Genomic DNA, 20,931 nt, shown 5'->3' with positions numbered 1-20,931 from the left:
GTGGCCACGAGCGGCACGCGCAAGGCGGCGGCTGTCGTCCGGTCGCGTCGGACACGTGGCGGGCGGCTGCGCAACTCACTCCTCGACGGTTTGACGAGACTGACGCTCCATGGCTTCCCGAGCAGTGGCATTTCCAAACAAATCGGGAGTTCGACCTCGGCGACCGCCCGTCCGGAACCGAAGACCTCAGGTCACGGCACCTGGCCGCCGGTGTCTGCACACGGTGGAGCCGAGGGTGCTGTGTCGTCGGTGGAGGCGTCGGTCATACCCAGGCCCGTCGACGTGGTCGCGCTCTTGAACCGGAACCACACCGTCTTTCCGGCCTGGTCCACGTCCACGCCCCACTGGTCGGCGATCCTGTCGACGATCTGCAGCCCTCGGCCCGAACCCAACGAGGCGTCGCGCGTGCCGTTGCGCATGATGGGCATGCCCGGCCCATCGTCGTGCACGGCCACGGTGAACGCATCCTCGCTGATCGTGAGCTTCAAGCGGACCCATGATCCGCCGTGGCGAACGGCGTTGCTCATCAGCTCGGACACCAGCAGCACGGCGTCGTCACGAACAGGCGACGGCAGGGCCATCCCGGCGCCTGCCACGATCGATCTCGCTGCTGCGATCGAGGTGACGGTCGCGGCGAGCTCGTGGGACTCGCTGTGGCTCATAGCCGTACGGCCGGCTCGACTGCGCGGCTCCCGCCGTTCGACACTGGTCTGGTTCCTTTCGCCGCTCACCTCGTGACAGAACCTTCTCGCATCCGTGGCTCGGTGCGGTGCATGCACCGCTCTCACTCCCCAGGCTGCGAGCGTGGTGCATCGACGCGGGCGCCTCCGGAGCTCGGCTGGCCGCTCTCGCTTTTGTCTGTCGAATCGATCATTGCCCTTGGTCCAGGACTCCTAAACGGCGCCGGCATCCGCGCGCCCCGAGAATAGGACGCATGACGAGCAGACTCCTTGACACCGACGCCGACCTCGCGCTGGCGGCCCAGCCCTCAGAGCAGGTCGTGGCGGGCGACCCGCTGACCGGTTCCCGTGAACTCACCACGCTCCGTGGGCTCGAGGTCGGGGTCTGGGAGATGACTCCCGGGGTCGCGACCGACGTCGAGGCCGACGAGGTCTTCGTCGTCCTGTCCGGCGAGGGCACCGTCACCTTCGAGGACGGTGAGGTCATCGAGCTGCGGCCGGGCACGGTGGTGCGTCTCAGCGCCGGCGACACGACCGTCTGGGAGGTAGCCTCGACCTTGCGCAAGCTCTACCTGGCCTGACTCGGGCCAGGTCGCTCAGACGTCGAAGGTCGGCACGGCCGGTGCTTCGGCCTGAAGTGCCGCGCCGACGGCGCGCACGGCGGCACGGGCCGCCTTGCGCGCGTCCTCCGGGTCTTCGTGTACGTCGGGCGCGTGGTCCGAGATGGTCTCCAGGATCGCGACGGCCAGCCGGGCGGTGACCACGCTGAAGACGTCCCCGCGCGGGCGGCCGAGGCGATCGGCGACCGCCTCCTCGAGCTCGGTGCGCTCGGCTCGGACCTCTGAGTGCAGCCGCATCCGCGGCGCCGCGGCGACCTCCAGGATCTTGTAGATCGCCCGGCGCTCGGCGATCTCGGCCCGCGGTGCCGTCATCAGGGCCTCGATGGCGTGCCCGAGTGCTTCCTCGAGCGGTTCGTCGGCCGACCGGCTGCGGAACTCGGCCACCATGTGCCCGCGGATGCTCAGGGGCGTGACGAGGAGCAGCTCCTTGGTGGGGAAGTAGCGGTAGAGGGTCGAGGTGCCGACCTCTGCCGCCGCCGCGATCTCCTCCATGGTCGTCGCGTCGTACCCCTGTGTCTCGAAGAGGTGCAGCGCCGCCTTGAGGATCGCGTCGTGCGTCCGTGCCGCCTTCATCTCGCGCAAGCCCATGGTGGCGAACGTAACACAGACTCTCGTTTGGTAGTAACTTTCAAATTCGATAGGCTTCGAGAGCCGCCGACCTCGGTCGACGTGTCCCACGCACTCGACGAAGGGCTTGATCGCATGGCATGGCAGTTGTTCCGGCTCGGCCGCTGGTGTTTCCGGCACCGCCGCATCGTGGTCGCCTTCTGGCTGGTGCTGCTGGTCGGCGTCGGCGTCGGCTCGAAGACGCTGGCCGGCAACACCGACGACCAGTTCTCCCTCAAGGGGATCGAGTCCACCCAGGCCTTCGACCTGATCAAGGCCCGTACGCCGAATGCCTCGCCCGACGGCGCCACCGCCCAGGTGGTGTTCAAGGCGCCGAAGGGTGAGCAGCTCACGTCGGCCGCCAACAAGGCCGCGGTCGAGCAGGCGCTCGCCAAGGTCAAGACCGGAGACGTCGCCTCGGTCTCGGATCCGTTCACCACCGGGACGGTGTCGAAGGACGCCACGGTGGCCTACGCATCGGTCAGCTACACCAAGCAGGCCGTCGACCTGACCGACGCCGACAAGAGCGCCGCCGACGCGGCCAGGTCGACCGGCGAGAAGGCGGGTCTGACCGTCGCCATCGGCGGCGACGCCTTCCAGGCGAAGAGTGCAGGCGGGGCCGCCGAGGGGATCGGCGTCCTGGTCGCACTCTTCGTGCTGGTCATCACCTTCGGCTCGCTGATCGCTGCCGGGATGCCGCTGCTGACGGCGATCATCGGCGTAGGCATCGGGATGCTCGGCATCACCACGCTGACCGGCTTCCTCAGCCTGAGCTCGACCACGTCGGCGCTGGGCAGCATGCTCGGCCTGGCCGTCGGAATCGACTACGCCCTGTTCATCATGTCCCGCTACCAGCACGAGGTGCGCCGGGGTCGTGATCCGGAGGAGGCGATCGGACGCGCCGTCGGCACGGCCGGCTCGGCCGTGGTCTTCGCCGGGCTCACCGTGATCATCGCGCTGGCCGGTCTGTCGATCTGCGGCATCGGCTTCCTCACCCAGATGGGCCTCGGCGGTGCCGGGATGGTCGCCCTCGCCGTACTGATCGCCCTCACCCTGCTGCCCGCGCTCCTCGGCTTCGCCGGCAAGCGCGTGCTCGGCGGGAAGCTGCGCTTCCTCAAGGCGCGCGACGCCGAGGCCGGCGACGTGCGCACCAACGGTCGCCGCTGGGTCGAGCTCGTCGCCCGCCTGCGGGTGCCGTTCCTGATCGGTGGTGTCCTGCTCGCCGCGGTGCTGTCCCTCCCGGTGGCCAAGATGCAGCTCGCGCTGCCCGACAACGCCACCGCGGCGGCCGGCAGCGACCAGCGTGTCGCCTACGACCTGATCGCCGACTCGTTCGGTGCCGGGGCCAACGGTCCGCTGGTGGTCGTGGTCGACACCTCGGGCGCGGGCTCGGGCCAGAAGGCCCTCGCCGCGGTGAACACCGCCGTCGCCAAGATCGAAGCCGTCAAGACCGACGTCGTCTCCGTGATCCCACCGGCCGGCGCCGGCAGCGACGCCACGCCGGCCGCGCAGCAACAGCTGGTCAAGCAGCTCGATGCGGTGCAGTACGCCACCGTGACAGTGATCCCGACCAGCGGCCCCTCCGACCAGGCGACCAAGGATCTGGTCACCACGATGCGGGCCGACCTCACCGACCTGCCGGGCGAGACCGGAGCGCGAGCGCTGGTCAGCGGACAGACCGCGGTGGGCGTGGACATCTCGCAGAAGCTGACCGACGTCTTCCCGCGCTACCTCCTGGTCGTGGTGGGGCTCGCCTTCATCCTGCTGGTGCTGGTCTTCCGCTCCATCCTGGTGCCGCTGAAGGCAGCCATCGGGTTCCTGCTCTCGGTCGGCATCTCACTGGGCACCACGGTGGCCGTCTTCCAGTGGGGCTGGCTGAACAACCTGATCGGGCTGGACGTCACCACGCCGGTGATCTTCATCCTGCCGCTGCTGCTCACCGGCGTGCTCTTCGGCCTTGCGATGGACTACGAGGTCTTCCTGGTCACCCGGATGCGGGAGGCCTTCGTACACGGCGAGGAGGCACGCGCCGCGGTCCGCTCCGGGTTCAGCCACAGCGCCCGCGTCGTGACCGCCGCAGCGGTGATCATGACCGGCGTCTTCGCCGGGTTCGCGCTCGGCGACGACGTGATGATCAAGACCATCGGCTTCGCCCTCGCGGTCGGCGTGATCGCGGATGCCTTCCTGGTCCGGATGACGCTGGTCCCGGCGCTGATGTCGATCGTCGGCAAGCACATCTGGTGGCTGCCGCGCTGGCTCGACCGGCTGCTGCCCGACCTCGACATCGAGGGGGAGGGCCTGGAGCGACGGCTGCGGGAGCAGCAGCCCGAGCCGCAGACCGTGGCGGTCTGAGCACGACGACCACCCTTTCCGCCGAGAGCGGGCCCCGGCCACCGGCCGGGGCCCGCTCTCGGCGTCCGGCGTCCGGCGTTCGCACGCGGGTGATAGAGATTCGGTGTGACTACCCGCCTCGCCAACCTCCGTGACCTCGGCGGCCTGCCGCTCACCTCCGGTGGCCGCACGCTGCCCGGCGTCCTGCTGCGCAGCGACGCCCCCTACGCCGGCGACCTGGATCCGGCGGGCCTTCCCGACGGTGTCGCCTGGCCACCGGCGGCGGTGATCGACCTGCGGGCGGATCGGGAGCGGGCTCGCTCGCCGTACCCGTGGCCGACCAGCACCGTCACCGTCGCGCACGAGCTGCACGATGCGGGCGATCTCGGCCGGATGCCGGATCTGGGGCTGGTCGCTGTCTACGCCTCGATCCTGGAGACCGCGGCCGAGCGCGTCACCGCCGTACCCGGCCTGCTGGCGGCGGACGGCCCGACCCTCATCCACTGTGCCGCCGGCAAGGACCGCACCGGCATCGTGGTCGCCGTGCTGCTGCTGCTCGCCGACGTCGAGCCCGAGGCCGTCGTGGCCGACTACCTGTTGACCGCGGCTCAGATGGACGGCGTCATCGCCCGGCTCACCGCCGCGGGCGGCCTCAAGCCGGAGCGGGCCCGCGAGGAGTGGTTCGCCGCGCCGGAGGAGGCCGGCCGCCTGGTGGTGGAGACGGTGACCGGGCACCCGGGTGGCGTCGAGGGCTGGTACGTCGAGCACGGCGGCGACCTGGCCGCGCTCGAGCGCTTCCGCGCCCGCTTCGTGGGCCGCTGAGCACGACGGGCGCCTGATCTGCGAGGTGCAGGTCAGGCGTCCGTCGCCTCGATCGACGTACGGCCAGGGCCGTGGCGTGCGCTCAGGCGAGCGCCTTGGCCTTCAGCGTCTGGTACTCGGTCTCATTGATCGCGCCGGTGTCGAGCAGGCTCTTCGCGCGGGCGATCTCCTCAGCCGGGGATGCCGCGCCGGCCGCGACGGTGCGGATGTAGGTGTCGGCCTCGGACTGGGCCGCCTGCTCGCGGGCGATCGTGCGCTCGGTCATCTCGCGCCCGCGGGTGACGACGTAGATCAGCGAGGTGATGATCGGAAGCACGATCAGGAAGAAGACCCAGACCGCCTTCGCGAAGCCGCTCAGGCCGCGGTCGCGGAAGATGTCGACCATGATCTGGAAGAACAGCACCAGATAGGCCATCAGGAGGAAGAAGACGACGACGAACCAGAAGAATTCCCAGAAGCCATGCATGACAGTGCCTTTCGGTGGTGGCGGGAGGACGGTTCTCTCTAGCGGGCGGACGGGTCGTTCTCGAGGGAGTCGAGCCGCTCGTCGATCTCGGCGAAACGGGTGACGGCCGGCGCCTCCAGGACGGCTCCGCCGACCACGACGTAGCGCGGTGCGGTGAAGGTCCTGAAGCTCGTCAGCGGGTTCTCGTCGAGGACGACGAGGTCGGCGGCCAGCCCGGTCCGGATCGACCCGGTGACGGTGTCGAGGCCCAGGATGCGGGCGTTGGACTGGGTCGCCGCGTGCAGTGCCTGGGCCGGGGTCAGGCCGCCGAAGCGCACGAGCATGTCGAGCTCGCGCCAGGTGTTGTAGTGGGTGACATGGGTCAGCGCCGAGTCGGTGCCCATGCCGATCGCGATGTCGTTGGCCAGGGCGTCCCTGATGCCCTGCAGCATCTCCTCGCCGATCATCTCGGCGTTCGCCCGGGCGATGGCGTTGATGCCGGTGATCCTCGGATCGAGCTTGACCAGGGGCAGGCACGCCTGCAGGGTCGGGATCAGCGCCGAGGTGCCGTGCAGCGAGCGCGGGTTGTCCTTGAACAGGCTGGTCATCTCGTCGCTCATGCTCGAGCCGTGCTCGATGGTGTCGACTCCGGCGCGCAGCGCGGCGGTGATGCCGGCCTGGCTCTGCGCGTGTGCGGCGACCACGATGCCGGCGTTGTGCGCCTCCTCGCAGATCGCTGTCATCTCCTCCTCGGTCATCTGAGGGCGACCCGCCTCGCCGACGACCCGAGCGTCGGTGACACCGCCGGTGGCGGCGATCTTGATCGCCGTCACGCCCTTGCGCAGGCTGCGGCGCACGTTGCGGCGCGCGTCCCAGGGAGAGTCGCTGATCAGCGCGATCTGGGGAGCGCCGTGGCCGCCGGTGATGGCCATCAGCGGACCGGACGCGAGCACGCGGGGCCCGACGTACTTGCCCGCGGCGATCTCGTTGGCGACGGCGACGACCTCGTAGCCCACATCGCCCACGCTGCGCAGCGTGGTCACGCCGGAGTGCAGCTGGGTGAGCACGTTGGTCCTGGTGCGTCGCTTGAGCATCCAGCCGCCGGCGGGGCTGTGCATGAACGCCGAGACCAGCGACTCGGCGGACTCCTTGAGCAGGATCGGCGGCAGCGGCTTGCCGTCGGCGAACAGGTGCGCATGGGCGTTGATCAGCCCAGGTACGACGAAGAGTCCGCTCGCCTCGATGCGGCGGTAGCCGCTCGGCACGGTGACCGCGGCGGTGCTGCCGACCTGCCCGATGCGGCCGTCGTCGTCGACCACGATCGTCATCCCCGGCACGACGGTGCCGGCGCTGTCGCCGGTCACGACCGTGGCCTCGACCAGGGCGAATGGTGCGCTCATGGTGCTGCTTCCCTTCCGGTGGGGTCGGTGCCCTTGCGTGCGCTGCGGACGATGCTCTTGATGGTGGTCGGGCCCTCGGCCGTACGCCGCCAGATCGCCATCGCGACGACTCCGAGGACGATCGGACCGCCGACGATGAAGACCCGCCACACGATCAGGGCGGCGACGGCGACGGCCTCGACGTCCTGTCCGCCGACGGCACAGACGGCTGCCAGCACCACCGCGTCGACGAGCCCGAGGCCGGAGAACGGGAAGAGGGTGAGTGGGTAGGCGATCAGGTAGGCGGCGACGACCTCGACGATCGGTGCGTCGGCCGGGCCCAGACCCACGAAGCGCAGGCACAGGATCAGCATGGTCGCGTCCACCAGGAGCATCGCGCTCAGCGACATCAGCGAGCGCGGGAACCCGTAGCGGAAGCGCGCCGCGACGTCCTCCCGGAACCTGATGCAGCGCTGTGCCCAGGCCTCCGGATCGACGTCGCGGAACCGTCGAGCGACGCGGCCGGCGCGCCGGCCGATCGTGCCCGCGAGCGCCTCGCTGCGCATCACCAGCATCAGCACGACCACCATGGTGGTGGCGATGCCGATGCTGGCCAGGTCGATCAGCCGGATGCCCAGCGCGTCGCCCTTGATCATCACGAGCAGGAGCCCGGCGGCCGGGGCGCTGAACCGGACGATGTAGAAGGTGAGCGTGTTCATCACCGTGCCGGCCATGCCGCGCGCGACCGAGACGCCCCACGAGCTGAACATCGCCGTGCGGATGGCCAGGTCGCTGGGCGGCGGCGCGATCGTCGACATCAGGATGGCCACCTGGTCGTTGAGCGTCGCCCGGTAGGGCGAGACGCCCTCGATGTAGAGGGAGAGCGGCAGCGCGTTGAGCGTCTGGCGCACCAGGAGCAGGGCGATCAGCACCGGCACCTGCCACCAGTCCAGGTGGTTGAGCGCGTCCCACACCTCGCCCCAGTCGACCTGACCGATCAGCCGCACCGCGACGACGGTGACCACCGCGGCCACCACGACCAGGACACCTCGAAGCAGCCAGGCGCGGCGTTGGCCGTTCAGGGCGTCACCGACCCTGTCACCGGTCGCCTCAAGTGCGCTTCTTCCGCAGCCAGGGGAACATCGAGCCGACCACCACACCGACCGCGAAGATGATCAGCAGCCAGATCCAGGTCGGCATCGAGACGGACCAGAACAGGAAGTGCACCCGGCGCGAGGAGGTGTTCTGGAAGACGAACACCAGGGCGAGGACCACGAGGATCCCCGCGATGACGGCCCTCACGCGCACCGTCTTCGACTCTGAGACCGGTCCTGCCATGTCGAACCCCCGTGCCAGTGGCTCTCCTGCGCGGCGCCGGATGGTCCGCTCGATTGTCATCTTGGCCACCTGACCGACATTTGACCACTGCCGCGATGTAAAAGACAGCCCCCGCCCGCTGCGCTTGGGTGCACGCGGGTGGGGCATGCTGTGGCTATCGCCTCCGACGCCGAAAGGTTCGCGACATGCAGCAGGTCAAGGGTGTCATCGCCCGGTCCAAGGGTGCGCCCGTCGAGCTCGTCACCATCAACATCCCCGATCCCGGTCCGGGCGAGGCGGTGGTCGCGATCCAGGCGTGCGGGGTCTGCCACACCGACCTGCACTACCGCGAGGGCGGCATCAACGACGACTTCCCCTTCCTGCTGGGCCACGAGGCCGCGGGCGTGGTGGAGTCGGTCGGCTCGGGCGTGACGGAGGTGGCACCGGGCGACTTCGTGGTGCTGAACTGGCGTGCGGTGTGCGGCCAGTGCCGGGCGTGCAAGCGCGGCGAGCCGCAGTACTGCTTCAACACCCACAACGCGACGCAGAAGATGAGCCTCGCTGAGGGGGAGGGGGCCGGCACCGAGCTCTCGCCCGCGCTCGGCATCGGCGCCTTCGCGGACAAGACGCTGGTCGCGGCGGGGCAGTGCACCAAGGTCGACCCCGAGGCCCGACCGGCAGCGGCCGGCCTGCTGGGCTGCGGCGTGATGGCCGGCATCGGCGCGGCGATCAACACCGGCGGAGCGACCCGCGGCAAGTCGGTCGCGGTGATCGGCTGCGGTGGCGTCGGGGTGGCGGCGATCGCGGGGGCGGCCCTGGCCGGTGCCAACCCGATCATCGCCGTCGACATCGACGCCAAGAAGCTGGCCCAGGCCGAGGCGCTCGGCGCGACCCACACCGTCGACTCCTCCCAGGTCGACGCGGTCGAGGAGATCAAGCGGATCTCGGCGCAGTTCCACGAGGGCGCGGAGGGTGCCGACGTGGTCATCGAGGCCGTCGGGCGCCCGGAGACGTGGAAGCAGGCGTTCTATGCCCGCGACCTGGCCGGCACCGTGGTGCTTGTCGGCGTACCGACTCCGGACATGAAGGTGCCGGACCTGCCGCTGATCGACGTCTTCGGTCGTGGCGGGGCACTGAAGTCCAGCTGGTACGGCGACTGCCTGCCCTCGCGCGACTTCCCGATGCTGATCGACCTGTATCGGCAGGGCCGCCTGGACCTGGACGCCTTCGTCTCCGAGGAGATCGCCATCGACGAGGTGGAGGCTGCCTTCGAGAAGATGCACCACGGCGACGTGCTGCGCTCGGTGGTCGTGCTGTGAGTGGCTCCGGGTCGGTGCGCGTCGACCACGGCGTGACCTCGGGGACCTTCAGCCTCGACGGTGAGACGCATCAGGTGGACAACAACGTCTGGGTCGTCGGCGACGACACCGAGTGCATCGTGATCGATGCACCCCACTCGGTCGAGGACATCTTGGCGATCGTCGGTGACCGGCGGGTCAAGGCGATCGTGTGCACCCACGCCCACGACGACCACGTGCGCGTCGCCCCCGCCCTGCGCGTCGCCGTCAATGGCGGCTCGGGTGCGCCCATCATGCTGCACCCCGACGACAGGCCGCTGTGGGAGCTGACGCACGGCGGCCCGGACGACGTCGACGGCGAGCTGTGGGACCTCGACCTGGCCGACGGGATGTCGCTGGAGGTCGCCGGGACGACGCTGCGGGTGCTGCACACCCCCGGCCACGCGCCCGGCGCGGTCTGCCTCTATGCGCCCGAGCTGGGCTGCGTCTTCACCGGTGACACGCTCTTCCACGGCGGACCGGGCGCCACCGGCCGCTCCTACAGCGACCGGCCGACGTTGGAGGCCTCGATCCGGGCAGCGCTGTTCGCACTGCCGGACGAGACCGTGGTGCATACCGGCCACGGTGAGGACACCACGATCGGTGCCGAAAGGGCTGTGCTCGGGGCCTGACGCCGGGCGTGGTGGCTAGGCTCAGCCACCGTGACGGCCGAGACCTGGCGCGAGTATGGACCGACGCCGCTGACAGGCATCCTGCGCTCCGCGCTGGACGCGTTCGCCGAGCGCGGGTACGACGCGACCAGCATCCGCGACGTCGCGGCCGGTGCCGGGCTATCGGTGCCGGGCGTCTACCACCACTACGCCTCCAAGCAGCAGATCCTGGTCTCGCTGATGCAGGTGGTGCTGAAGGACCTGCTGGCGCGGTGCCAGGACGCCCTCGCGTCGGTCTCCGCCGCCGGCACGGTTGCCGGTGCCGGGCCGCGGGAGCGCTTCGATGCGCTCGCCGAGTGCCTGATCCGCTTCCACATGTTCCGCCGCGCCGAGTCCTTCGTCGCCTCCACCGAGCTGCGCAGCCTGGACGCCGACAACCGGGCGAGCTGCGTCGCCCTGCGTGACGAGCTGCAGCGGCTGATCGCGCAGGCGATCCGCGAGGGCTGTGCCACCGGCGTGTTCGCCACGCCGTATCCGGATGACGCCGCCCGCGCTGTCGCGATGCTCTGCGTGGGGATCGCGACGTGGTACCGCGAGGACGGCCCGCTCGCGCCCGAAGAGGTGGTGCGGCGCCAGCTGATGCTCGCCCGGGCACTGCCCAACGCGGTCTGAGTCGGGCCTCCGTCCCGGTCGAGTCGGGCCTCCGTTCGGGTCGAGTCGGGCCTCCGTTCCGGTCGAGTCGTTCGTCGGCCATCGGCCCGGCCGTTGCTCCGTCGGCCTTGACCGTGGCCCTGCCCGATGTCATCCTCGACACCGACCGAGCGATCGCTCGGTCGGTGAGGAGTGGGGCAGATGGATCTCCGGAAGCTGGTCGCGGACACGCGCGCGTTCGTGCGCGGCGAGGTGTTGCCGATCGACGATGAGTTCGACGGCGACGTCGAGGCGGCCGGCGGGGACCAGTTGCGGGTGCGCCTCCAGGCCCGGGCCTCCGAGCTCGGCCTGCTGACGCCCCACGGACCCCGCGACTTGGGCGGACTCGGGCTGAACATGACCGAGCGGGCGCCGGTCTTCGAGGAGGCCGGCTACTCGCTCTTCGGGCCGATGGCGATCAACGTCAACGCGCCCGACGAGGGGAACATCCACCTGCTCGACCACGTCGGCACCCCGACCCAGCGCGAGCGCTACCTGCGGCCGCTGGTCGCCGGTGAGTGCCGCTCGGCCTTCGCGATGACCGAGCCTGCGCCCGGTGCGGGCTCCGACCCGGAGTCCCTGACGACCGAGGCGGCCAAGGTCGACGGCGGCTGGCGGATCAACGGCCGCAAGCGGTTCATCACCGGCGCGGACGGCACCGGGTTCTACATCGTGATGGCACAGACGCCAGGCGGTGCCACCATGTTCCTCGCGCCGGCCGACGCTCCCGGGATCACGCTGGACCGGCACCTCGGCACGATGGACCGCTCGATGATCGGCGGCCACTGCGAGCTGACCTTCACCGACCTGTTCGTCTCCGACGAGGACGTGCTCGGCGAGCCCGGCCAGGGCTTCCGCTACGCCCAGGTGCGACTGGGGCCGGCGCGGATGACGCACGTGATGCGCTGGACCGGTGCCGCCCAACGAGCCCACGAGACGGCGGTGCGCTACGCGACCGAGCGCAGGATGTTCGGCTCCCGGCTCGCCGACCTCGGCATGGCCCAGCAGCTGATCGCCGACAACGAGATCGACCTGGCCGCCACCCGCGCCCTGCTGCGCGAGGCCTGCGCCGCCCTGGACGCGGGCGAGCGGGCCTCTCAGGAGACCTCGATCGCCAAGACCTTCGCCGCCGAGGCACTCGGCCGGGTCGCCGACCGCTCGGTGCAGCTGTGCGGCGGCCTCGGCGTCTCCCGCGAGCTTCCGGTCGCCAAGATCGCTCGCGAGCTGCGACCCTTCCGGGTCTACGACGGGCCGTCGGAGGTGCACCGCTGGTCGATCGCCAAGCGGGCCGCACGCCGCTACGGCGCGGAGGACTGATGGCCGAGACACTGTCGGCCAGCGATCTGGTCGCCATCGCCGAGGTGCTCGACGGCGCCGGGGTCTCAGTAGCAGCGCCGCTGCACTCCGATCTGATCGCCGGCGGTCGCTCCAACCTCACCTTCCGGCTCACCGACGGTGCGCACAGCTGGGTGTTGCGCACCCCACCCCGCCGTGGTCGCACGCCCTCGGCCCACGACGTCGCTCGCGAGTACCGCGTCACCGCGGCGCTGCGCACGAGTGCCGTGCCGGTGCCGGCGGCGGTCGCAGTGTGTGAGGACGAGGGGCTGATCGGCGGCCCGTTCCTGATCAGCGAGTACGTCGGCGGTCGCTCGATCCAGGTCCGCACCGAGCTCGAGGATCTCGGTCGCGAGACGGTCAGCGCCCTGGTGGAGACGCTGGTGGAGACGCTGGCCGCCCTGCACGCCGTCGACCACGTGGCCGTCGGCCTGGAGCGGTTCGGCCGGCCCGACGAGTACGCCGCCCGCCAGCTGCGGCGCTGGTCGGGACAGTGGGAGCTCGTCGGCACCCCCGGCGTGGACGGGCTGGCGCGAGAGGTCAGTGCCGCGCTGGGCTCCGCCGTACCTGTGCAGCGGGCGACCGGCATCGTGCACGGCGACTATCGGATCGACAACACCATCGTCGATCTCGACGGTGCGGACCCGCGGATCGCGGCGGTCGTCGACTGGGAGCTCTCGACGATCGGCGACCCGGTCGCCGACGTGGCGACGATGTGCGCCTACCGGACGCCGGTCTTCGACCTGTTGATCGGTGCGCCGTGTGCCTGGACCAGCCCGATGCTGCCCGACGTCGCCGAGCTGGCGGCGCTCTACGAGCGCGTGTCCGGCGGCGTGCTGGCCGACTGGGACTTCCACCTCGCGCTGGCCTACTTCAAGGTCGCCGTGATCGCGGCCGGCATCGACCACCGGCGCCGCTCCGGGTCCGGATCCGGACCGGGCTTCGACACCGCCGGCGAGTCGGTCGAGCCCTATCTCGAGCTGGCGCGGGCCGCGCTGGGCGGAGACTGACCACGCACCGCTACGACGCCGCGGAGGAGCGGTGCACCGGGCACCCGGGCACGAACGTCCCCATCGCCGGTACGTCGAGGCCGTCGGGGTAGCTCCTGATCCGGCGCATGTCCCGCACCAGCGAGGGCCTGCGCCGCGGCGGCAGCAGCGCGACCAGCCGGGCACGCAGCCGCAGCGCGCCCCTGGAGAGCGCGCGGGCCGTCCGCCCCGGCTCGTCGTACCCGAACGCCGCCAGCAGCGGTGGATCCATCAGCGCGCGACTGAACACCCGCAGCGCGGGGGCGAGCGGCCGGGGGTAGAAGGTGGTCACCAGCTCGAGGGTGGCATCGGCGACGCGCCGTCCGCCCTCGTCGTAGCCGAAGTGCTCGGCCTCGTAGTCGTCCATCAGCGAGGCGAAGGAGTCGTAGCTGTCGGGGACCTCCGTGATCCCCATGTGCCGGCCGAGGGCCTGGTAGTAGCGGACCGAGGCGAGCACGTCGGCGGCGGTCAGCGGGCGCCAGCCGAAGTCGTCGATCCAGCGCTTGGGCACCACCACGAAGGTGGCCAGCACGTAGCGCATGTCGTCGTTGCTGATCGCATACATCCGGTGCATGCCGTTGATCCGGCGCAGCGCGGCCTTGCCCGCGGCACTGTCGAAGCCGTGGATCAGCACCTCCTCGAGCAGCAGCGCGGTGTCGTCGTACCGCTTCTGCGGACGCTCGGTGAACTCGTGCGTCCGCCCGAGCAGCCGCCCGATGCTCGGCACCGCGTAGGTGCGGAACAGCGCGAAGCTGAGCGCCTGGTTGAAGTCCCAGGGGAACTCGTACTCGCAAAGGTCGCGGTAGATCCGGTGGAAGTCGACCTCGGGGTCGAGGGTGGCGTTGCGCACCGGCTTGGGCATGGTCAGGACGCTACTCGGGAACAGGGCGGCATGCCCGGCTCTTCCTTCGCCAGCGCTTACGACGAGGACACCCGCACCCTCACCCTCTCCGGCGACCTGGACGAGGCCGGAGCGCACCTGCTCCGCCAGCAGCTCGCCGCCCTGATGGCCGCCCACAACCGCTCCCTGGTGATGGACCTCAGTGGTGTCGCGTCGCTGCCGAGCACGGCCATCGGGGTGATAGCCGCGGCCCGTGCCGACATGCGCGCCCGTTTCCAACGGCTGGAGCTGGTCGCCGCACCTGGCTCGGTCGCTCGGGTCGTGCTGCCGCGCTGCGGGATGAGCGTACGCGACCAACGTCACGGCTGAACCCCGCCGTACCGGGGTACCCGGTGCGCGTTCATCATGACGAAAACAGGGAGAGGGACGCGTGGAGATCTGGCCCGGCCAGCCGTATCCGCTCGGTGCCACGTTCGACGGCAACGGCACCAATTTCGCACTGTTCAGCGAGGTCGCAGAGGGCGTTGAGCTGTGCCTTTTCGACGACTCCCCGGAGCGCAACGAGACCCGGATCGAGCTGACGGAGGTCGATGCCTACGTCTGGCACGGCTACCTGCCCTCGGTGCAGCCTGGCCAGCGCTACGGCTACCGGGTGCACGGGCCGTGGGACCCCGCCCGGGGCCTGCGTTGCAACCCCGCGAAGCTGCTGCTGGACCCTTACGCCAAGGCGACGACCGGCGACATCGACTGGGACCAGAGCCTGTTCGGCTACAACTTCGGCGACCCCGACTCCCGCAACGACGAGGACTCGGCCCCCCACATGATGCTCGGGGTGGTGACCAATCCCTACTTCGACTGGGAGGGTGACCGGCCCCCGGGCTGCCTCTACAGCGAGTCGGTGATCTACGAGGCCCACGTGAAGGGTCTGACGCAGCTGCACCCCGAGGTGCCCGAGGAGCTGCGCGGCACCTACCTGGGCATCGCGCACCCCGCCGTGATCGAGCACCTGCAGAAGGTGGGCGTGACCGCGATCGAGCTGATGCCGGTGCACCAGTTCGTGCAGGACAGCACGTTGCTGGAAAAGGGCCTGTCCAACTACTGGGGCTACAACACCCTCGGCTTCTTCGCGCCGCACGCGGCGTACGCGACCAGCAAGGACGCGGGCCAGCAGGTGCAGGAGTTCAAGCAGATGGTGAAGACCCTGCACGAGGCGGGGATCGAAGTCATCCTGGACGTGGTCTACAACCACACCGCCGAGGGCAACCACCTGGGCCCGACGCTGTCGTTCAAGGGCATCGACAACCCGGCGTACTACCGGCTCGTCGAGGACGACCAGCGCTACTACATGGACTACACCGGCACCGGCAACAGCCTCAACGTGCGCCAGCCACACAGCCTCCAGCTGCTGATGGACTCGCTGCGCTACTGGGTCAGCGAGATGCACGTCGACGGCTTCCGCTTCGACCTGGCCGCCACGCTGGCCCGCGAGTTCTACGACGTCGACCGGCTCTCCTCCTTCTTCGAGCTCGTGCAGCAGGACCCGGTGGTCTCCCGGGTCAAGCTGATCGCCGAGCCCTGGGACATCGGCCCGGGCGGCTACCAGGTCGGCGGATTCCCGCCGTTGTGGAGCGAGTGGAACGGGAAGTTCCGCGACACCGTGCGCGACTTCTGGCGCGGCGAGCCGTCGCTGGGCGACTTCGCCAACCGGCTGTCCGGCTCCAGCGACCTCTACGAGCGCTCCGGGCGCAAGCCGTTCGCCTCGATCAACTTCGTCACCGCGCACGACGGCTTCACCCTGCGAGACCTGGTCTCCTACGAGCAGAAGCACAACGAGGCCAACGGGGAGGACAACAACGACGGCGAGAGCCACAACCGGTCGCAGAACTTCGGCGTCGAGGGTCCCACCGACGATCCCGAGATCCTCGCCGCACGGGCCCGCACCCAGCGCAACCTGCTGGCCACACTGCTGCTCTCCCAGGGCGTCCCGATGCTGCTGCACGGCGACGAGCTCGGCCGCACCCAGCAGGGCAACAACAACACCTACGCCCAGGACAACGAGCTGAGCTGGGTGCACTGGGACGAGGCGGACCAGCCGCTGCTCGAGTTCACCGCAGCGGTGATCCACCTCCGGCGTGCGCACCCGACCTTCCGGCGGCGCCGGTTCTTCACCGGCATCGACGCCGACGTGGACCAGCTCGACGACATCGTCTGGCTGCGCCTCTCCGGTGAGCCGATGGCGGACGAGGACTGGACCAGCCCGCAGAGCCAGGCGGTCGGGATGTATCTCAACGGCCAGCGCATCCCCGGCACCGACTCCCGCGGACAGCGGGTGGTCGACGACCACTTCCTGCTCTACTTCAACGCCGATGGCGACACGGAGGCCACGCTGCCCGGCGCGGAGTACGCCGAGGCCTGGGACGTGCTGATCGACACCGGTGCCGAGACCTCCGTCGTACCGGATCCGGTGCCGGCGGGCTCGGTGCTGGCCGTGGCCTCGCGCAGCGTGGTCGTGCTGCGTCAGCACCACGACCCGGTGGCGACGCCGGACCTCTCGGTGGCCGCATCGGTCGCCGCGCAGCAGGGTCGGTGACGCGGGTGTCCGGCGGGATGCGGGTGCCGGCGAGCACCTACCGACTGCAGATCACCGCCGACTTCGACCTCTACGCCGCGGCCGACCTGCTGGGCTACCTGCACGAGCTCGGCGTCGACTGGGTCTACCTCTCGCCACTGCTGGCGGCAGAGCCGGGCAGCGAGCACGGGTACGACGTGGTCGCGCACGACCACATCGACGAGTCGCGTGGCGGTGCCGCGGGGCTGAAGGCGCTCTCGGCCGAGGCGCGTCGCCTGGGCATGGGGGTGCTGGTCGACATCGTGCCCAACCACGTCGGCATCGCCACCCCGCGCGAGGATCCGTGGTGGTGGGACGTGCTGCGGCTGGGCCGCGACTCCCCGCACGCGGCGGCGTTCGACATCGACTGGAACGCCGGCCACGAGCGCCTGCTCGTACCGGTCGTCGGCGACGACGACCTGCTGCCGGGGGGTCGGATCGACCACCTGAGCGTGGTCGACGGGGAGGACGGCCCCGAGCTGGCCTACCACGACAACCTCTATCCCATCGCCCCCGGCACCGCCGACGACTACGGCCCGACGGGTGTCGATGCCAACGCCGTGCACGATCGGCAGCACTACGAGCTGGCCTCGTGGCACAGCGCGGACGACGACCTGAACTACCGCCGCTTCTTTGCGGTCAACACGCTCGCCGCGGTCCGGGTGGAGGAGCCGGACGTCTTCACCCAGACCCATGCGGAGATCCGTCGCTGGGTGAGCGAGGGGCTGGTCGACGGGCTGCGGGTCGACCACCCCGACGGGCTGCGCGACCCGCGCAAGTATCTTGCCGATCTGGCGGGCCTGACGGGCGGCGCCTACGTGCTGGTGGAGAAGATCCTGGAGCCCGGTGAGAAGCTGCCTGCGTCCTGGGCGACCGCCGGCACCACCGGCTACGACGTGCTCGGGCTGATCGACCGGGTGCTCACCGACCCGGCCGGCGAGGAGCCGTTGGACGCCCTCGAGAGCCGGCTGCGCGGCGGGCCGGTCGACTGGCCGGCGATGGTGCACGAGCGCAAGCGTGAGGTTGCCGACGGGATGCTGCACTCGGAGGTCAAGCGGATCGTCCGCGACCTGCGCCGGCACCTTCCGGTCGTCCCCGCCTTCCGGGCCGAGGACGCGGTCGCCGAGCTGCTGGCCTGCTTCCCGGTCTATCGCTCCTACCTGCCCGAGGGCCGGGAGCACCTCGAGCAGGCGTTCGCGCTCGCCCGGTCGCACCGGCCGGACCTGGCCGCGACGTACGACGCCTTGGAGCCGTGGCTGAACAGTGCCGACCTGGCCGCGAGCAAGCGGTTCCAGCAGACCAGCGGGATGGTGATGGCCAAGGGGGTCGAGGACTGCGCGTTCTACCGCTGGTCGCGGCTGACCTCGCTCAACGAGGTGGGGGGCGACCCCTCGATCTTCGCGCTCGACACCGAGGCCTTCCACGCCGCGATGGTCGAGCGGCAGCGCTATTGGCCCGACGCGATGACGACCACCTCCACCCACGACACCAAGCGCGGTGAGGACGTGCGCGCCCGGATCGCCGTGCTGGCCGAGCTGCCCTCGGCCTGGTCGCGGACATTGACCCGGCTGCTGTCGCTGGCACCTGTGCCCGACCCTGGCTTCGGGGCGCTGCTGTGGCAGGCGGCGCTGGGCGCCTGGCCGATCAGCCGCGAGCGGCTGCACGGCTACGCCGAGAAGGCGATGCGCGAGGCAGCCGACCACACCACCTGGACCTCGCCGAACCAGGAGTACGAGGGCGCGGTGCACGCCGCGGTGGATGCGCTGTACGACGACGCCGCCGTCGGCCAGGCCTTCCGCGAGCTGCTCGACGAGGTGGTCGCGCCCGGCTGGAGCAACGCCCTGGCCGCGAAGCTGATCGCGCTGACCATGCCGGGTGTGCCCGACGTCTACCAGGGCAGCGAGCTGTGGGAGCAGAGCCTGGTCGACCCGGACAACCGGCGGTCGGTCGACTTCGATCCGCGGCGCTCGTTGCTCTCGGCGGTGGCCGCAGGCGCGGGGGCCGCCGCGCCGTACGGACTCGACGACGTGGGCGCCGCGAAGCTGCTCCTGACGCAGCGCGCCCTGACGTTGCGGCGCGACCGCCCGACACTGTTCCGCACCTACACACCGGTGCGGGCGGTCGGCCCGGCCGCCGAGCACGTGGTTGCCTTCGACCGGGGCGGGGCGCTCACCGTCGCCACCCGGCTGCCCGTCGGGTTGGCCGCGCGCGGCGGCTGGGGCGACACCCGGATCGAGCTGCCGCCGGGGAACTGGCATGACGCGCTTGCGGGTGCCGAGGCCGGCCCGACCACCGAGCGGTCCTCGGTGCTGCTGCGTGACCTCCTGGCCACCTACCCCGTCGCGTTGCTGGTCAAGGAGAGCCGATGAGTCGCCGTGGACCCTACGACGTGTGGGCGCCGCGCCCGGCCTCGCTGAGGCTGTCCGTCGGCGAGGCGACGGTCGAGATGACCAAGGGCGACGACGACTGGTGGACGCCGACGGCGCCCGTGCCCGACGCGACCGACGAGCCGGACTACGGCTACCTGATCGACGGTGATGAGGTGCCGCGGCCCGACCCGAGATCGCGGCGTCAGCCTGCGGGCGTCCACGGGCGCTCGCGTTCCTACGACCCGTCGGGCTTCGCCTGGACGGACCAGGCGTGGACCGGACGCCAGCTGGCGGGATCGGTGATCTACGAGCTCCACGTCGGGACCTTCACGCCGGAGGGGACGCTGGACGCCGCGCTGGGCAGGCTGGACCACCTGCGCTCGATCGGGGTCGATCTCGTCGAGCTGCTGCCGGTCAACGCGTTCAACGGCACCCACAACTGGGGCTATGACGGCGTCGCGTGGTTCGCGGTCCAGGAGGAGTACGGCGGCCCCGCCGCCTACCAGCGGTTCGTCGACGGCTGCCATGCCGCCGGGCTCGGGGTGATCCAGGACGTGGTCTACAACCACCTCGGCCCGTCCGGGAACTACCTGCCACTCTTCGGCCCCTACCTCAAGGACGGCCGCAACACCTGGGGTGACCTGCTCAACCTCGACGGCGAGGGCTCCACGGAGGTGCGGGCCTACATCCGGGACAACGTGCGGATGTGGCTGGAGGACTACCACGTCGACGGGCTGCGGCTCGACGCCGTGCACGCGCTCTCCGACTCCTCCCGGCCGCATCTGCTGGCCCAGCTGGCCGACGACGTGGCGGCACTGTCGGCGTACCAGCGCAGGCCGCTGACGCTGATCGCGGAGTCGGACCTCAACGATCCGGTGATGGTCACGCCGAAGGAGGCCGGTGGCTACGGTCTCGACGCGCAGTGGAGCGACGACTTCCACCACGCCGTGCACGTCGCCCTGACCGGCGAGACCCAGGGCTACTACGCCGACTTCGCGCCGCTCTCGGCGCTGGCGAAGGTGTACGAGCGCGGGTTCTTCCACGACGGCACCTGGTCGTCGTTCCGCGACCGGTCGCACGGCGTGCCGATCGACCGCGCCCGGATGCCCACCTGGCGGCTGGTGGTGTGCAGCCAGAACCACGACCAGATCGGCAACCGCGCTCGCGGGGACCGGCTCACCGAGCGACTCGATGACGACCAGCTCGCCTGCGCGGCGCTGCTGACCCTGGCAGGACCATTCACCCCGATGCTGTTCCAGGGGGAGGAGTGGGCGGCCTCGACGCCGTTCCAGTTCTTCACCTCCCACCCCGAGGAGGAGCTCGGCAAGGCGACCGCCGAGGGCAGGATCGCGGAGTTCGCCGAGCACGGCTGGGATCCGGCGTCGGTGCCGGACCCGCAGGATCCGGCGACCTTCCGGCGGTCGAAGCTGGACTGGTCGGAGCTGGAGTCCGAGCGGGGCGCGCGGATGCTGGCGGTCTACCGGCGTCTCGCCGAGCTGCGGCGTACCCTCCCCGACCTCACCGACCCGCGGTTCACGCACGTGGAGTGCACGGTCGAGGACGGTCTGTTCATGCTCCAGCGCGGGCAGGTGCTCGTCGTCGTGAACTTCGCGAACGCGCCGCACCACCTCGAGCTGACGCCGGACAGCGGTGAGCTGCTCTTCAGTACGCCGGGCGGTGCGGCGTACGAGGGCGGGACGTTGCGCCTGCCCGCGCACGCCGGGGCGCTCCTCTACGGCTGAGGACCGGACTATCCCAGGGGCGGGTGAGGTGCACGTCACATGACTGGCTCGGCTTCGGGGTAACCGCAGCGGGTGAGTACCCAACGACTCGACCGCGACCAGCGAAACGCGTTCCTCGCGGCGGTGCTGGGCTGGACGATGGACGCTTCATCTACCTGATCGTCTTGATG

Annotated in this window: 19 protein-coding genes; 12 read left to right on the top strand and 7 right to left on the bottom strand. The window is 70.5% G+C overall.

Annotated elements, in window-relative coordinates:
• Positions 1–191: 191 nt before the first annotated feature.
• On the bottom strand, positions 192–662 hold the full coding sequence (locus H036_RS21525) for an ATP-binding protein (protein WP_017933072.1): 471 nt from the start codon (positions 660–662) through the stop codon (positions 192–194).
• Positions 663–934: 272 nt separating this feature from the next.
• On the opposite strand from H036_RS21525, the gene H036_RS0101875 reads away from it, so the two are divergent.
• A complete protein-coding gene (locus H036_RS0101875; protein ID WP_017933071.1) occupies positions 935–1,261 on the top strand; it encodes a cupin domain-containing protein in 327 nt (108 codons plus the stop codon).
• Positions 1,262–1,276: 15 nt separating this feature from the next.
• Here H036_RS0101875 and H036_RS0101870 read toward each other — a convergent pair whose 3' ends face one another.
• A complete protein-coding gene (locus H036_RS0101870; protein WP_017933070.1) occupies positions 1,277–1,888 on the bottom strand; it encodes a TetR/AcrR family transcriptional regulator in 612 nt (203 codons plus the stop codon).
• A gap of 114 nt (positions 1,889–2,002) precedes the next feature.
• Between H036_RS0101870 and H036_RS0101865 the strand changes: the two genes are divergently transcribed.
• Together H036_RS0101865 and H036_RS0101860 are read left to right on the top strand one after the other, a co-directional pair.
• Positions 2,003–4,258 (top strand): MMPL family transporter, encoded by a 2,256-nt coding sequence (locus tag H036_RS0101865; protein WP_017933069.1) that lies wholly within the window; start codon positions 2,003–2,005, stop codon positions 4,256–4,258.
• 105 nt (positions 4,259–4,363) lie between these two features.
• Complete coding sequence (locus tag H036_RS0101860) at positions 4,364–5,059, top strand: tyrosine-protein phosphatase (protein ID WP_017933068.1); 696 nt, start codon at positions 4,364–4,366, stop codon at positions 5,057–5,059.
• Positions 5,060–5,141: 82 nt separating this feature from the next.
• Here the strand turns inward: H036_RS0101860 and H036_RS0101855 are convergent, their stop codons facing one another.
• From H036_RS0101855 to H036_RS0101840, 4 genes are all read right to left on the bottom strand, one after another.
• Positions 5,142–5,525, bottom strand: a complete 384-nt coding sequence (locus H036_RS0101855) for an SHOCT domain-containing protein (RefSeq protein WP_017933067.1) — start codon at positions 5,523–5,525, stop codon at positions 5,142–5,144.
• A gap of 38 nt (positions 5,526–5,563) precedes the next feature.
• On the bottom strand, positions 5,564–6,904 hold the full coding sequence (locus H036_RS0101850) for an amidohydrolase family protein (RefSeq protein ID WP_017933066.1): 1,341 nt from the start codon (positions 6,902–6,904) through the stop codon (positions 5,564–5,566).
• Positions 6,901–7,920, bottom strand: coding sequence for a lysylphosphatidylglycerol synthase domain-containing protein (locus H036_RS0101845; RefSeq protein WP_017933065.1), 1,020 nt, complete (start codon positions 7,918–7,920; stop codon positions 6,901–6,903). The genes H036_RS0101850 and H036_RS0101845 overlap by 4 nt, the downstream gene beginning before the upstream one ends.
• Before the next feature lie 73 nt (positions 7,921–7,993).
• Positions 7,994–8,185: a lipopolysaccharide assembly protein LapA domain-containing protein gene (locus tag H036_RS0101840; RefSeq protein ID WP_198289867.1), complete on the bottom strand. Its 192-nt coding sequence runs from the start codon at positions 8,183–8,185 to the stop codon at positions 7,994–7,996.
• A gap of 221 nt (positions 8,186–8,406) precedes the next feature.
• On the opposite strand from H036_RS0101840, the gene H036_RS0101835 reads away from it, so the two are divergent.
• The 5 genes from H036_RS0101835 to H036_RS0101815 all read left to right on the top strand — a co-directional run bounded on the left by H036_RS0101835 (position 8,407) and on the right by H036_RS0101815 (position 13,183).
• Positions 8,407–9,519 (top strand): S-(hydroxymethyl)mycothiol dehydrogenase, encoded by a 1,113-nt coding sequence (locus H036_RS0101835; protein WP_017933063.1) that lies wholly within the window; start codon positions 8,407–8,409, stop codon positions 9,517–9,519.
• Positions 9,516–10,169, top strand: coding sequence for an MBL fold metallo-hydrolase (locus H036_RS0101830; protein WP_026145711.1), 654 nt, complete (start codon positions 9,516–9,518; stop codon positions 10,167–10,169). Before H036_RS0101835 ends, H036_RS0101830 begins: the two co-directional genes overlap by 4 nt.
• A 30-nt stretch (positions 10,170–10,199) precedes the next feature.
• Entirely contained in the window at positions 10,200–10,820 is a 621-nt protein-coding gene (locus tag H036_RS0101825; protein WP_017933061.1) for a TetR/AcrR family transcriptional regulator, read from the top strand.
• A 180-nt stretch (positions 10,821–11,000) separates the two neighbouring features.
• Positions 11,001–12,155 carry an acyl-CoA dehydrogenase family protein gene (locus H036_RS0101820; protein ID WP_017933060.1) on the top strand — a complete coding sequence of 385 codons (1,155 nt, stop codon included), beginning with the start codon at positions 11,001–11,003 and terminating at the stop codon, positions 12,153–12,155.
• Positions 12,155–13,183, top strand: coding sequence for a phosphotransferase family protein (locus tag H036_RS0101815; RefSeq protein ID WP_017933059.1), 1,029 nt, complete (start codon positions 12,155–12,157; stop codon positions 13,181–13,183). Before H036_RS0101820 ends, H036_RS0101815 begins: the two co-directional genes overlap by 1 nt.
• A gap of 10 nt (positions 13,184–13,193) precedes the next feature.
• On the opposite strand, the gene H036_RS0101810 is transcribed toward H036_RS0101815, so the two are convergent.
• Positions 13,194–14,063 (bottom strand): oxygenase MpaB family protein, encoded by an 870-nt coding sequence (locus H036_RS0101810; RefSeq protein ID WP_017933058.1) that lies wholly within the window; start codon positions 14,061–14,063, stop codon positions 13,194–13,196.
• 30 nt (positions 14,064–14,093) lie between these two features.
• On the opposite strand from H036_RS0101810, the gene H036_RS21520 reads away from it, so the two are divergent.
• The 4 genes from H036_RS21520 to treZ all read left to right on the top strand — a co-directional run bounded on the left by H036_RS21520 (position 14,094) and on the right by treZ (position 20,761).
• Entirely contained in the window at positions 14,094–14,411 is a 318-nt protein-coding gene (locus H036_RS21520) for an STAS domain-containing protein (protein WP_017933057.1), read from the top strand.
• A 61-nt stretch (positions 14,412–14,472) separates the two neighbouring features.
• Positions 14,473–16,632: a glycogen debranching protein GlgX gene (gene glgX, locus H036_RS0101800; RefSeq protein ID WP_017933056.1), complete on the top strand. Its 2,160-nt coding sequence runs from the start codon at positions 14,473–14,475 to the stop codon at positions 16,630–16,632.
• A complete protein-coding gene (gene treY / locus H036_RS0101795) occupies positions 16,629–19,019 on the top strand; it encodes a malto-oligosyltrehalose synthase (protein WP_232421780.1) in 2,391 nt (796 codons plus the stop codon). Before glgX ends, treY begins: the two co-directional genes overlap by 4 nt.
• Positions 19,016–20,761, top strand: a complete 1,746-nt coding sequence (gene treZ, locus H036_RS0101790) for a malto-oligosyltrehalose trehalohydrolase (protein WP_017933054.1) — start codon at positions 19,016–19,018, stop codon at positions 20,759–20,761. The genes treY and treZ overlap by 4 nt, the downstream gene beginning before the upstream one ends.
• Positions 20,762–20,931: the final 170 nt, after the last annotated feature.

The organism is Nocardioides sp. Iso805N, from assembly GCF_000364605.1.
In the GTDB taxonomy this organism is placed as follows: Bacteria; Actinomycetota; Actinomycetes; order Propionibacteriales; family Nocardioidaceae; genus Nocardioides.
This window is presented reverse-complemented; position numbering and strand designations above follow the sequence as displayed.

Coding starts and splice junctions, on each gene's coding strand:
- H036_RS0101870 (WP_017933070.1), bottom strand. CDS start 1,888: ATGGGCTTGCGCGAGATGAAGGCGGCACGGACGCACGACGCGATCCTC.
- H036_RS0101850 (WP_017933066.1), bottom strand. CDS start 6,904: ATGAGCGCACCATTCGCCCTGGTCGAGGCCACGGTCGTGACCGGCGAC.
- H036_RS0101835 (WP_017933063.1), top strand. CDS start 8,407: ATGCAGCAGGTCAAGGGTGTCATCGCCCGGTCCAAGGGTGCGCCCGTC.
- H036_RS0101875 (WP_017933071.1), top strand. CDS start 935: ATGACGAGCAGACTCCTTGACACCGACGCCGACCTCGCGCTGGCGGCC.
- H036_RS0101820 (WP_017933060.1), top strand. CDS start 11,001: ATGGATCTCCGGAAGCTGGTCGCGGACACGCGCGCGTTCGTGCGCGGC.
- H036_RS21525 (WP_017933072.1), bottom strand. CDS start 662: ATGAGCCACAGCGAGTCCCACGAGCTCGCCGCGACCGTCACCTCGATC.
- H036_RS21520 (WP_017933057.1), top strand. CDS start 14,094: ATGCCCGGCTCTTCCTTCGCCAGCGCTTACGACGAGGACACCCGCACC.
- H036_RS0101855 (WP_017933067.1), bottom strand. CDS start 5,525: ATGCATGGCTTCTGGGAATTCTTCTGGTTCGTCGTCGTCTTCTTCCTC.
- H036_RS0101810 (WP_017933058.1), bottom strand. CDS start 14,063: ATGCCCAAGCCGGTGCGCAACGCCACCCTCGACCCCGAGGTCGACTTC.
- H036_RS0101815 (WP_017933059.1), top strand. CDS start 12,155: ATGGCCGAGACACTGTCGGCCAGCGATCTGGTCGCCATCGCCGAGGTG.
- H036_RS0101865 (WP_017933069.1), top strand. CDS start 2,003: ATGGCATGGCAGTTGTTCCGGCTCGGCCGCTGGTGTTTCCGGCACCGC.
- treZ (WP_017933054.1), top strand. CDS start 19,016: ATGAGTCGCCGTGGACCCTACGACGTGTGGGCGCCGCGCCCGGCCTCG.